14 protein-coding genes are annotated in these 12163 nt (G+C 70.0%); 12 read left to right on the top strand and 2 right to left on the bottom strand.

Features of this window, described 5'->3' with window-relative positions:
* Nucleotides 1-7 precede the first annotated feature (7 nt).
* From INQ48_15705 to INQ48_15730, 6 genes are all read left to right on the top strand, one after another.
* A complete protein-coding gene (locus INQ48_15705; protein ID QRF54888.1) occupies nt 8-1021 on the top strand; it encodes an acyl-CoA dehydrogenase in 1014 nt (337 codons plus the stop codon).
* A complete protein-coding gene (locus INQ48_15710) occupies nt 1021-1788 on the top strand; it encodes a PIG-L family deacetylase (protein ID QRF54889.1) in 768 nt (255 codons plus the stop codon). The genes INQ48_15705 and INQ48_15710 overlap by 1 nt, the downstream gene beginning before the upstream one ends.
* Nucleotides 1785-2399 (top strand): class I SAM-dependent methyltransferase, encoded by a 615-nt coding sequence (locus INQ48_15715; GenBank protein QRF54890.1) that lies wholly within the window; start codon nt 1785-1787, stop codon nt 2397-2399. Before INQ48_15710 ends, INQ48_15715 begins: the two co-directional genes overlap by 4 nt.
* A gap of 182 nt (nt 2400-2581) precedes the next feature.
* Nucleotides 2582-2890, top strand: coding sequence for a plasmid stabilization protein (locus INQ48_15720; protein QRF54891.1), 309 nt, complete (start codon nt 2582-2584; stop codon nt 2888-2890).
* Nucleotides 2891-2920: 30 nt separating this feature from the next.
* The gene (locus INQ48_15725) at nt 2921-3784 is read left to right on the top strand and encodes an NmrA family NAD(P)-binding protein (protein QRF54892.1); all 864 of its coding nucleotides are present in this window, start codon (nt 2921-2923) and stop codon (nt 3782-3784) included.
* Between the two features lie 143 nt (nt 3785-3927).
* Nucleotides 3928-5094, top strand: a complete 1167-nt coding sequence (locus INQ48_15730; GenBank protein QRF54893.1) for an esterase-like activity of phytase family protein — start codon at nt 3928-3930, stop codon at nt 5092-5094.
* 34 nt (nt 5095-5128) lie between these two features.
* Here INQ48_15730 and INQ48_15735 read toward each other — a convergent pair whose 3' ends face one another.
* Nucleotides 5129-6190 carry an aldo/keto reductase gene (locus INQ48_15735; protein ID QRF54894.1) on the bottom strand — a complete coding sequence of 354 codons (1062 nt, stop codon included), beginning with the start codon at nt 6188-6190 and terminating at the stop codon, nt 5129-5131.
* Nucleotides 6191-6383: 193 nt separating this feature from the next.
* On the opposite strand from INQ48_15735, the gene INQ48_15740 reads away from it, so the two are divergent.
* The 5 genes from INQ48_15740 (at nt 6384) to INQ48_15760 (ending at nt 11061) form a co-directional block, all read left to right on the top strand.
* Nucleotides 6384-7376 carry an AraC family transcriptional regulator gene (locus INQ48_15740; GenBank protein ID QRF54895.1) on the top strand — a complete coding sequence of 331 codons (993 nt, stop codon included), beginning with the start codon at nt 6384-6386 and terminating at the stop codon, nt 7374-7376.
* Nucleotides 7377-7493: 117 nt separating this feature from the next.
* Nucleotides 7494-7673: a DUF3606 domain-containing protein gene (locus INQ48_15745; protein QRF54896.1), complete on the top strand. Its 180-nt coding sequence runs from the start codon at nt 7494-7496 to the stop codon at nt 7671-7673.
* A gap of 29 nt (nt 7674-7702) precedes the next feature.
* The gene (locus tag INQ48_15750; GenBank protein QRF54897.1) at nt 7703-8626 is read left to right on the top strand and encodes a cation diffusion facilitator family transporter; all 924 of its coding nucleotides are present in this window, start codon (nt 7703-7705) and stop codon (nt 8624-8626) included.
* Between the two features lie 178 nt (nt 8627-8804).
* Entirely contained in the window at nt 8805-9215 is a 411-nt protein-coding gene (locus INQ48_15755; GenBank protein QRF54898.1) for a hypothetical protein, read from the top strand.
* Nucleotides 9216-9816: 601 nt separating this feature from the next.
* Nucleotides 9817-11061: a class I SAM-dependent methyltransferase gene (locus INQ48_15760; GenBank protein QRF54899.1), complete on the top strand. Its 1245-nt coding sequence runs from the start codon at nt 9817-9819 to the stop codon at nt 11059-11061.
* Here INQ48_15760 and INQ48_15765 read toward each other — a convergent pair.
* The gene (locus INQ48_15765; GenBank protein QRF54900.1) at nt 11058-11462 is read right to left on the bottom strand and encodes a VOC family protein; all 405 of its coding nucleotides are present in this window, start codon (nt 11460-11462) and stop codon (nt 11058-11060) included. The two genes, INQ48_15760 and INQ48_15765, sit on opposite strands and share 4 nt — an antisense overlap.
* 235 nt (nt 11463-11697) lie before the next feature.
* On the opposite strand from INQ48_15765, the gene INQ48_15770 reads away from it, so the two are divergent.
* Entirely contained in the window at nt 11698-12162 is a 465-nt protein-coding gene (locus INQ48_15770) for a (2Fe-2S)-binding protein (protein ID QRF54901.1), read from the top strand.
* Nucleotide 12163 lies beyond the last annotated feature (1 nt).

Consider the following 12163-nt stretch of genomic DNA (forward strand, 5'->3'; position numbering starts at 1 on the left):
AAGATCCATGACGGAAGACCTCAGCAGCGACACCCTCGAGCGGCTTCGGCTGCCCGCCGATCCCGCCGTCGCACTGACCCGCCTCGTCGAAGCCGGCGCCGACCGCGTGCCCTGGCCGGCCCAGGGCCGCACGCTGATGCGCTGGCGTGCGCTCGCCGAGGTCGCGGCGCACGATCTCTCGCTGGCCAAGCTCTATGAAGGCCATACCGACGCGCTCGCGATCCTCGCCGAGCTGCATGGCCCCGCCGTGCCGCCCGGCTCGCGCTGGGGCACCTGGTGCGCCGAGCCGCCCGATGCGCGCGTCGCCATGCGGCTCGAGGAGGGCTGCCCCGGCGCCGTGCGGCTCGACGGGCGCAAGGCCTGGTGCTCGGGCGCCGCGGGTCTCACGCATGCGATCGTCAGCGTGCACGACGAGGAGGGCCGCGCCTGTCTTGCGGCCGTGTCACTCAAGCAGCCGGGCGTGCGGGTTTCGGATGAAGGCTGGGAGGCGGTCGGCATGGCCGCGAGCGCGAGCGTGGACGTGCATTTCGACCACGCGCTCGCGGTGCCGGTCGGCCGGCCCGGCGACTACACGAGCCGCCCGGGCTTCTGGCAGGGCGGCGCCGGCATCGCGGCCTGCTGGTGGGGCGGCGCCCTGGGCATCGCGCGCCAGGTGCTCGCGATCGCGGCGCAGGGCGGCAAGCCCGATGCGCACCGGCTCGCGCACCTCGGCGCCATCGATGCCGCGCTGGCCGGCGCGACCGCGGTGCTGCGCGAGGCCGCGCACTGGATCGACACCCATCCGGCCGACGACGCGCGGCGCGTGGCGCTGAACGCGCGGCTGGTGGTCGAGCAGTCGGCCGAGACGGTGCTGCGCCACGCGGGCCGCGCGCTCGGCGCCGCGCCGCTGTGCCGCGACGCGCGTTTCGCGCGCGCCATGGCCGACCTGCCGGTGTACCTGCGCCAGAGCCACGCCGAGCGCGACCTTGCCGCGCTCGGACAGATCGCCGTCGACGAAAGGAGCGCCACATGGGTGCTGTGATGAACAAGATACGCGGTGCGGCCGGCCGAGCGATCCGCGGCGACGGCACCACCGAGGCCGAATGGAACGGCTGGCCCGGGCTGGCCCGGCTGCCCGCGATCGCCGCCGGGGAACTGGTGCCCGAGGGCGCGCGCGCCGTGGTGGTGGCGCCGCATCCCGACGACGAGGTGCTCGCGGTCGGCGGCCTGCTGGCGCAGCTCGCGGAGCAGGGGCGCGAGGTGGTGGTGATCGCCGTGACCGATGGCACCGCGAGCCATCGGGGATCGGCGGTGTGGTCGCCGGAAAGGCTTGCGCGCAGCCGGCCGCGCGAGAGCCTGCGCGCGCTCGAGCGGCTCGGGCTGGCGATCGAGCCGATACGGCTCGAGCTGCCCGACGGCGGACTGCAGGCGGTGCGGGCCACGCTGGCGGCGCGGCTGGTGTCGCTGCTGCGGCCGCGCGACATGGTCTTCACGACCTGGCGCCGCGACGGGCATCCCGACCACGAAGCCACGGGCCAGGCCTGCGCGCTGGCGGCGGCGAGCGCGGGCGCGCGCCTGGTCGAGGTGCCGGTCTGGGGCTGGCACTGGGCCCGTCCCGCGGATGCGCGCATGCCGTGGCGGCATGCGCGACGCCTGCTGCTCGACCCCGAGGCGCTGCGGCGCAAGCGCGAGGCGGTGCGCGCCTTCACGAGCCAGCTGCGGCCCGATCCCTCGACCGGCGCGCCGCCGGTGCTGCGCGCCACCACGCTGGCGCGCGCGCAGCGGCCCTACGAGGTCGTGTTCCTGTGAGTCCCGCGGCGCCGCACGACTACTTCGAGTCGCTCTACGCGGCCAGCGAGGATCCCTATGCCGTGCGCGCGCGCTGGTACGAGGCGCGCAAGCGCGCGCTGCTGCTCGCGGCCTTGCCGCGGGCGCGCTACCGCCATGCGTTCGAACCCGGCTGCGGGATCGGCGAGCTGACGCTGGCGCTGGCCTCGCGCTGCGACCGGTTGCTCGCGAGCGATTTCTCGGCCCGGGCGGTGGCGACCGCACAGCAGCGCACGGCCGGGCTTGGCCATGTGGAGGTGCGGCGGCAGACCCTGCCCGACGACTGGCCGATCGATGCCGGCCCCGGCAGCTTCGATCTGATCGTGCTCAGCGAGGTCGGCTACTTCCTCGACCGCGAGGCAATGCAGCGCGTCGCGGCCTGCTGCGAACGCGCGCTCGACGCCGACGGCACGCTGGTGGCCTGCGACTGGCGTCCCGACTTCGCGCAGCGCAGGCTCCCGACCGCCGACGTGCAGGGTGCCCTGGCCGCGCTCGGCCTGGCCCGGCTGGTGCTGCACGAGGAGGCCGACTTCGTGTTGCAGGTGTGGGCACGCGACGCGCGCTCGGTCGCCGAACGCGAAGGCATCCGTTGAGCGCATCGCCATCGCGGGCGACGGGGCCTGACCGCCGCGGGCTTGCCTACACCTCGATGCATGCGTGTTGCGCCGCCGACGACGGACAGCGCTGACGCGGGCCGCTAGGCTTTTCTTACCCTGGGTGCGAGTGCCGCGCGCAGCATGTTTTTCCATCTTCCATCCACACAGGAGCGATGAACATGCCACGAGGCGACAAGTCGTCCTACACGGACAAGCAGATACGCAAGGCCGAGCATATCGAGGCAGGCTACGAGAAACGCGGCCTGGGCCGGGGCGAGGCCGAGCGCCGCGCCTGGGCCACGGTGAATGCCGAAACCGGCGGCGGCAAGAAGAGCGGCTCGGGCCGCGGCAAGACCGAGAACCATGCGCCGTCGCGCAAGGGCGGCCACAAGGGCGGTGCCGCGGCGGCCGCCCGACCCGCGGCCGCGCGATCGGCGTCGGCGCGCAAGGCCGCGGCCACGCGCCGGCGCAACGAGCACCGCGGCTGACCTCGGCCGCCTGCACTCACGGAGACGACCATGCACATCATCCTCGGAGCCACCGGCCACGTGGGCTCGGCCCTGGCCGAAGCACTGCTGGCCAAGGGCCAGCCCGTCACCGTCATCACGCGCCATGCCTCGAAGACCGAGGCGCTGCGCAAGAAGGGCGCCAAGGTCGCGGTGGTCGACGTGTTCGACGTTGCCGCCTTCCAGCGCGTGCTGGCCGGCGGCAAGCGGCTGTTCCTGCTGAACCCGCCCGCGGCGCCGTCGACCGACACCGCGGCCGAGGAGCGGCGCAGCCTGCGCAGCATCCTGCGCGCGGTGCAGGGCGCCAACCTCGAGAAGATCGTGGCCGAGTCGGCCTACGGCGCGCAGCCCGGCGAGCGCATCGGCGACCTCGGCGTGCTCTACGAGATGGAGCAGGCGCTCGCGGCGCAGCCCATTCCCACCGCCGTGATCCGCGCGGCCTACTACATGAGCAACTGGGACCTGTCGCTGCAGACCGCGCAGGAGCAGGGCGTGGTCCACACCATGTACCCGGTCGACTTCGCGCTGCCGATGGTGTCGCCGCAGGACCTGGGCCAGTTCGCGGCGCGGCTGATGGAAGGGCCGGCCAAGGATTCGGGCCCGCACCACGTGGAAGGTCCCGAGGCCTACACCAGCGCGGACGTGGCCGAGGCCTTCGCGCTGGCGCTCAACAAGCCGGTGCGCGCGGTCCAGACGCCGCGCAGCCAGTGGGAGCATGCGTTCAAGGCGATGGGCTTCTCGGACGCGGGCGCGGCCTCGTACGCGGCGATGACGCGCGTCACGCTCGACAAGAAGTACGAGGCCGAGAACCCCGAGCGCGGCCGCGTCTCGCTGCGCGAGTACATCGCGGCGCTGGTACGGCGCAACACGGGTTGAACGCGGCGAGGCTTCACCGAACCGTCATCTGCCCTCCCTAGCATCCGGCGCTTCGCCCACTCGCGCAGCGCCCGATGCCTTCCTTCGCTCCTCCCTTCAAGCCCGCCGCTCTTCGTCTTCTGGCCACAGCGCTATGCGCGGCCATGGCCCTGACCGCCTGCGGCGGCGGTGGCGACAGCGGCGTGTTCCTGCCCGTGGCACCGGCGCCCGCGCCCGCGGCGCCGCCACCGGCTCCAGCGCCCGCACCCGCGCCCGTCGCCGAACGCAGCGTGCAGAGCGTGCGGCTGATCGGCGAACAGGTGCTGGCCAACGACCTCAGGATCGACGGGGTGCAGGTCGGCGGGCTCTCGGCGGTCGACTACGACCCCGCCACGAAGCTCTGGTACTTCCTCAGCGACGACCGCACCTCGTCGCGCTTCCACACGGCCGAACTCGACTACGACGGCCAGCGTTTCTCCTCGGTGCGCTTCCGCTCGACGATCGCGCTCAAGGACATGAACGGCAAGGTCTACCCCAGCCCCGATCCGGCGCCGGGTGGCACCGCGGCCGATCCCGAATCGTTCCGCATCGATCCGCAGGGGGGCGGCCTGTGGTGGGGCAGCGAGGGCGACCGCGCACGCGGCCTCGATCCCTTCGTGGCGCGCATGGCCATCGACGGCGTGGCCAACCTGATCCTGCCGGCGCCCGCGATGTTCAGGATGTCGCCGACGCAGGAGAAGGGCTCGCGCAACAACGCGACCTACGAGGCGCTGAGCTTCTCGGCCGACGGCAAGACCCTGTGGGTCGGCATGGAAGCGCCGATCTACGAGGACGGCCCCTTGCCCACGCCCACGAGCGGCGCGGTCTCGCGCTTCACGCAGTTCGACCGCGCGGGCGCGGTGCTCCGCCAGGTGGCCTATCCGATCGATGCGATCCCCAAGGCGCCCACCGGACCGAATGCCGACAACGGCGTGTCGGAGATGCTCGCGATCAACGACCACCAGTTCCTCGTGATCGAGCGCGCGGGCGTGCAGGCCGCCGACGGCAACTACAGCAACTACATCCGCCTCTACGAGATCGAGACCGAAGGCGCCACCGACGTGCGCGGCCTCGCCAGCCTCGTGGGCGCCGACTACAAGCCGGTGCGCAAGCGCCTGGTGCTCGACCTGAACACGCTGGGACTGGCCAGGCTCGACAACATCGAGGGCATCGCCTGGGGACCGAAGCTGCCCAACGGCAACGACACGCTGGTGCTGGTGTCGGACAACAACTTCAACACCGCGAGCCAGATCACGCAGCTGCTGGCCTTCGAGGTGCAGCCGAAGAAGTAGGGCAGGGCCGCCGCTCGGCGGCCCTTTCGTCGGCTCAGCCGCGCGACAGCGAATCCGCCACGCGCTGGCGCCGCACACCGCCCTGGCGCTCGAGCATCCAGCCCGGATACTCGGCCGGCAGCGCGCTGACCTTGTCGAGCCGCGCGAGTTCGTCGGCGGTGAGCTGGATGGCGGTGGCAGCAAGGTTGTCGTCGAGCTGGTCGACGCGCTTGGCGCCGATGATCACGCTGGTCACCACCGGCTGGTGCAGCAGCCAGGCCAGCGCGACCTGCGCCACCGAGACCTTGCGCGCCTCGGCCAGCTCGCGCATGACGTCGATGCAGTCGAAGGCGCGTTCCTTGTCGACCGGCGGGAAGTCGAAGGCGATGCGGCGGCTGCCCTGTTCGGCCTGCTGCGCCTCGCCCGCGCGGCTGTACTTGCCGCTGAGGAAGCCGCCGGCCAGCGGGCTCCAGACCATCAGGCCGACCTCCTCGCTGCGCAGCATCGGCACCAGTTCGCGCTCGAGGTCGCGGCCCGCGATCGTGTAGTAGGCCTGCAGCGATTCGAAGCGCGCCAGGCCCTTGCGCTCGGCGATGCCCAGCGCCTTGACGATCTGCCAGGCGGCCCAGTTCGACACGCCCACGTAGCGCACGTGGCCGTGGCGCACCAGCGTGTCGAGCGCCTCCACGGTTTCCTCGATCCGCGTGGCGGGGTCGAAGCCGTGGATCTGGTAGAGGTCGATGTGATCGAGCTGCAGCCGCCGCAGGCTGGCCTTCACGCCGTCCATGATGTGGTAGCGCGAGGCACCGGCGGAGTTGACGCCCTTGCTGCCGGTTTCGCCGAGCACCTTGGTCGCCACCACCACCTTGTCACGCGGCACCTTGAGGTTCTTGAGCGCCTGGCCGGTGATGACTTCCGACTGGCCTTCGGAATAGACGTCGGCGGTGTCGATGAAGTTGATGCCGGCGTCGAGCGCGCGGCCGACCAGCGCCTCGGCCTCGGATTGCTGGAGATCGCCGATCTGGCCCCAGATGCCCGAGGACCCGCCGAAGGTCATGGTGCCGAGGCAGAGCTCGGAGACGAAGAGGCCGGTGCGGCCGAATTTGCGGTATTGCATCGAAAGACTTCCTTTGCGTTGAAGACCCGGTGGGCCCCGGAAAAGTATCCGGCCGCGCACCGCTCCGGGGCCAGCGCGTTCCTGCAAAGGTCTTGCCTAATTCTCCAGACCGGTGGCCGCGGGCGTGCGCGCGCGCCAGCGGAGGTTTAAGCTGCGAGCCGCTTGTTTCTCCACCGTGACAAGGACTCGCCACATGTCCGACGAAACCCCCGACATCCTTTCCGCCATCGGTACGCCGCTGCCGCTCGAACCCGAACTCGACGAAGCCCGCAAGGAGCTGGTGCGCCTGATCAACCTGGTGACCGGCGGCCGCGACGGCTCGATCGACACCGCGGTGCCCGGCCTGTTCGTCTACTGCGTCAGCAAGCCCGACGGCCCCAAGCATGCGATGCAGACGCCCGCGCTGGGCCTGATCGCGCAGGGCTCCAAGCGGATCATGGTGGGCGACGACATCTACGTGTACGACCCGATGCACTACCTGGTCACCTCGGTCGACCTGCCGGTGTGCGGCCAGGTGCGCGTGACCAGCGAGCAGGAGCCCTACCTGGGGCTGCGACTCGAGCTCGCGGTCGACGAGATCGGCGAGCTGATCCGCAGCGAGCAGCTGCCGGCCAAGGCCAATGCGCCGGCCTCGCGCGGCATGTACGTCAACCGCATCGCGATGCCGGTGCTCGAGCCGGTGCTGCGGCTCTTGCGCCTGCTGGAGACGCCGGAGGACGTACCGATCATGGCGCCGCTGATCAAGCGCGAGATCATGTACCGGCTGCTGGTGAACGGCGAGGGCGCGCGGCTGCGGCAGATCGCGCTGCAGGACAGCCACACCCAGCGCGTGGCCAAGGCGATCAGCGCGCTGCGCGTGAACTTCGCGCAGTCGCTGAAGGTCGAGGACATGGCGCGCGCGGTGCACATGAGCGTGTCCTCGTTCCACCATCACTTCAAGGCCGTGACCGCGATGAGCCCGCTGCAGTACCAGAAGCAGCTGCGGCTGCAGGAGGCCCGGCGGCTGATGCTGCTGACCGGCGCCGACGTGGCGACGGCCGCGCACAACGTGGGCTACGAGAGCCCCTCGCAGTTCGCGCGCGAGTACGGCCGCATGTTCGGCGCGCCGCCGCTGCGCGACAAGCGCCGCTGGCTCGGTGAGGCCGGCAACGACGCGCTGGGCGCGGCCTCGCGCGAGGCGGCCTGAGCAGCCGGCCCGCGCCGCGCGGATGGATGCCGTCCTGCATGCGGTGTCGTCCGCGTCCGGCGTTCCCGCGCCGCGCGCTCGCGACACTGCGTGGCTTCAATGCAGGAGAAATTTCCGATGTCCGAAGACCTTCAGATCCGCATCCCCCGGGACGATGACCGGATCGACGTGACCGACCTCAAGGAAGTCGACTACTGGACCGAATGGTTCGGCGTGTCGGAAGAACGGCTTCGCACCGCCGTCGCCTCGGCCGGCACCTACAAGGACGACCTGCGCATCTACCTCGGCCTGCCTTGAGGCCCGGCTAGCGAACGGCCACGCTCTCCATGGCCGAATCCCGCATCGCCATCTACGGCGCCATCGGCGCGAACATCGCCATCGCGATCACCAAGTTCGTCGTGGCCGGCATCACCGGCAGCTCGGCGATGCTGTCCGAAGGCATCCATTCGTCGGTCGACACCTTCAATGGCGTGCTGCTGCTGGTCGGCCTGCGCCTGAGCAAGCGCCCGGCGAGCGTCGAGCATCCGTTCGGCCACGGCAAGGAGCTCTACTTCTGGAGCCTGATCGTGGCGGTGCTGATCTTCGGGCTCGGCGGCGGCGTGTCCTTCTATGAAGGCATCGAGCACATCCGCCATCCCGAGCCGCTGGGCGATCCGACCTGGAACTACGTGGTGCTCGCGGCCGCGGCGGTGTTCGAGGGCACGAGCTTCCTGATCGCGCTGCGGCAGTTCCGCACGCAGGCCGGCGGCACGCCGTTCTGGCAGGCGCTGGACCGCAGCAAGGACCCGACCACCTACACGGTGCTGGCCGAGGATGCGGCCGCGCTGGCCGGCCTCGCGGTGGCGGCGCTGGGCATCTACCTCGGCCACCGCTTCGACATGCCGGTGTTCGACGGCGCGGCCTCGATGGTGATCGGGCTGCTGCTCGCGGGCGTGGCGCTGCTGCTGATCGCACAGTCGCGCGGCCTGCTGATCGGGGAGGGCGTGCGGCCCGAGACGGCGCGCGCGATCCGCGAGCTGGCGATGGCGCAGCCCAGCGTGGAGGAGGTGGGCCGGGTGCTGTCGATGTACATCGGGCCCGACCAGGTGCTCGCGATCGTCGACGTGAATTTCAAGGACGACACCGACACCGGCGACGCCGCCGACGCCATCGCCGCGATCGAGCGCCAGGTGCGCGCGCGCTTTCCGATGATCAAGCGGCTGTTCATCGAGGCCAGCGAAGGGCCGCCCGATCTCGCCCTGCATTCCTGAGCGGCGCCTCGCGCGCCGCACGCCGCCGCGACGGCGTCCTGGCCATGCGTACAGATCTCTTGCCGGGTTGGCAACCCCTCGTGATGACGGAAACAATTGCTTGCATTCACATGTAAACAATGATTTCATTCCGTTCAGAAACAAGGGAGCCCACCGAGCAGCAAGAAGGGAGTCCGACGTGAACCATCACGGGTCGACGCTTCGCAACCTGGCACCTCGGGCAGCGCTTGCCCTGTGCCTTCTGCCGCTGGCGGCCGCAGCCGCCGACGGGACCATCCACTTCACCGGCGCGATCGTCGGCGCACCCTACGAGATGCGCGTCGATGCACGGCCGGGCACGCTCGTTCACCGCGTGACGAGCCACGCCACCGAGATCCGCTTCCTGCGCCAGGAGATCGATGCGCCGAGCGCCAGCGTGCGCGTCGATGCGCTCGGCGAGCAGCCGCTGGCCATCGCGTTCATCGACGCGCGCGGACGCACGACGCCGCTGGCGCCAAGGAGCGAGCGGTCGATCGGGCAGGACGGTGGGGTGTTGTCGATGGCGGCGCAGTCGGGCGGCATCGCGCTCGTGACCGTGCGCTACGACTGAACGGCTCCCGCGCGGTCGCGAGCGACTTCGAACGGGCCCGGGGCGACGGCCGGGTGGAGAAGCGTGCGCCCGTTCAGGCGACGGTCAGGACCGGGCGATTACCGTCGCTCGACGGCTTCGCGGCTCGCGCGGGCGGCCACGGCGGCGTTCACCGCGTTTTCAGTGGCCAGGCGCTTGCCCCCGCACAGGGTGCACTGGTAGTAACGCAGCCAGGGAAGCCAGCGCATCCAGGAGCGACGTGGAATGCGTTCGAGATGGGCAAGCCCGCAGGAACACTTGGAAGACGAAATAGCCATCGGCGTTGGACTTCAAGATTGTTGTGCATCGAGCTTTTTCCCTTGCCGAGGCTCTGGGGCCTATTCGCAGCTTCGTTACGTTTGCCGCAATTATTCTTTCGAAATAGTGCATTTGTATTACGGATTGTGAGATTTCTGAATACTGTAGTTTTCCCGCACATCCGACTCGAACCACGGCTTTCCGTCAGATTGGAGCGCTAACTCGTGACGGCTCCGGGTCGAACTCCGGCATTGCCCTGCACATCGCACGGAATCTGGCTATCGTGCTTTCCCGAATCGCAAGCAACACCAACACGGAGAAATGCATGCTTTGGGAAAAGAAGGTCGAACAGTGGAGCGCGGCCGTCCGCGCACGTGCCAATCTGCCCGCGCGGCTGACCTTGTGGGACGGCAAGTCGTACGACTTCGGCGACTTCAGCGGCCCGGCCGTCACCCTGCACGTGAAATCCCCCTCGGCGCTGTCGCTGATGCTCGAGCCGACGCTGGCCAACCTCGGCGAGGCCTATGTGCAGAGCAAGATCGACATCGAGGGCAAGCTCAGCGACATCATCGACATCGCCTACGGGCTCGCGAAGAGCTCGCTCGACAGCGGCACCGGCGCCGGTGCCAGCGCGCTCAAGAACATGGCGCGCTACTTCACGCACACCAAGGCGTCGGACCGCAAGTCGATCCAGTACCACTACGACGTCTCGAACGCCTTCTACCAACTCTGGCTCGACCCGAACATGGTCTATTCGTGCGCCTACTTCGAGCACGGCGACGAGGACCTCGAGACGGCGCAGCTCAAGAAGATCGACCACATCCTCACCAAGATCCAGCTGCAGCCGGGCCAGACCCTGCTCGACATCGGCTGCGGCTGGGGCGCGCTGGTGATCCGCGCGGCACGGAAGTTCGGTGCGCGCTGCGTGGGCGTGACCCTGTCGCAGAACCAGTTCGAGCTCGCGACCGAGCGCGTGAAGGCCGCAGGCCTGGCCGACCGCATCGAGATCCGGCTGCAGGACTATCGCGACGTGAGCGGGCAGTTCGACCGCATCACCAGCGTCGGCATGTTCGAGCACGTGGGCCGCAAGAACCTTCCCGAGTACTTCCAGCGCGTGCGCGCGCTGCTGGCCGATGACGGCGTGGTGATGAACCACGGCATCACCTCGTCCGACCCCGAGGGCGGTGGCGTCTCGTACGGCGGCGGCGACTTCATCGACCGCTACGTGTTCCCGAACGGCGAGCTGCCGCACATCGGCCTCACGCTGCAATCGATGCAGCAGGGCGGCCTCGAGGCCTTCGACGTGGAGAACCTGCGGCGCCACTACGCGCGCACGCTGCGGCTGTGGAGCGATGCCTACGAGGCGCACACCGAGCAGGTGCGCGCGATGGTCGACGAGGAGAAGTTCAGGATCTGGCGCGTGTACCTGGCGGGCTGCGCCTATGCCTTCGAGAACGACGACGTGGCGATCTACCAGATCGTGGGCCGCAAGGCCGGCCGCGCGGCGAAGACGCTGCCGTGGTCGCGGCGCTACATGTACCCGAGCGACCCGGGCCTGCTGGCGGCCTAGGAGGCCGCGCCGCGGCAGCCGGCCTCGACGTTGTTGCCGTCGGGGTCGAGCACGTAGGCGCCATAGTAGTGCATCTCGGCCGGCCCGCGCGGGCCGGGGAAACCGTTGTCGATGCCGCCGGCCTGCAGCGCCGCGCGATGGAAGGCGTCGACCTCCTGCGGCGTCTTCGCCGAGAGCGCCAGGTGGATCGGGCTGGCCGACACCTGGTGCGCGCCGCTCCAGAAGGCCGGCTGGTCGGTGCCGATCCAGACGAAGGGCACGGTCAGCTCGGCACTGCGCACGAGCAGGAACGAATGGGCGCTGTTGTCGAGGGTCCGCAGGCCGAGCGCGCCCGCGACCGCGTCGTAGAAGCGGCGCGCGGCGCGCAGGTCGCGCACCCTGAAGCCGATGTGGTCGAACATGGTGATCCTTTCCTCGGGAGTCCGTGCATGGTCCGGCCCCGCGCGGCGCCCGGGAACGGACCCGCCGCGCATCGTGCGGCCGGACATCGCCTACGCGGGATGTCTGGAAACGAGGCTTGCGCGTCCGGCGCGAATTCCTTCGGCGTGACATCCTCCTGTCGGCCTGCCCGCGCGCCGCGCCCATCCGGCGCGTCGCGCGGGCAGCGAACCACCCCACGACAAGGACACCAACAACATGAAAGTCAATGGAATCGAACGCCCGCTCGACGTCGACGGCGACACGCCGGTGCTCTGGGCCTTGCGCGACGTGCTCGGCATGACCGGTACCAAGTTCGGCTGCGGCATGGGCCTGTGCGGCGCCTGCACCATCCATGTCGACGGCGCGCCCACGCGGGCCTGCCTCACGACGGTGGAATCGGTGGGCAAGGCGAACGTGAGCACCATCGAGTCGCTCGCCGCCACGCGCGTGGGCCGCGCGCTGCAGAAGGCCTGGCTCGATCTCGACGTGGTGCAGTGCGGCTACTGCCAATCGGGCCAGCTGATGTCGGCCACCGCGCTGCTGAGCAAGAACACGGCGCCGAGCGACGAGGAGATCGATGCCGCGATGAGCGGCAACGTCTGTCGATGCGGCACCTATGTGCGCATTCGCGCGGGCATCAAGGAGGCGGCACGCGCGCTCTCCGGAAAGGCGGTGGCCTGAG

It is taken from the genome of Variovorax paradoxus (genome assembly GCA_016806145.1).
Classification (GTDB): domain Bacteria; phylum Pseudomonadota; class Gammaproteobacteria; order Burkholderiales; family Burkholderiaceae_C; genus Variovorax.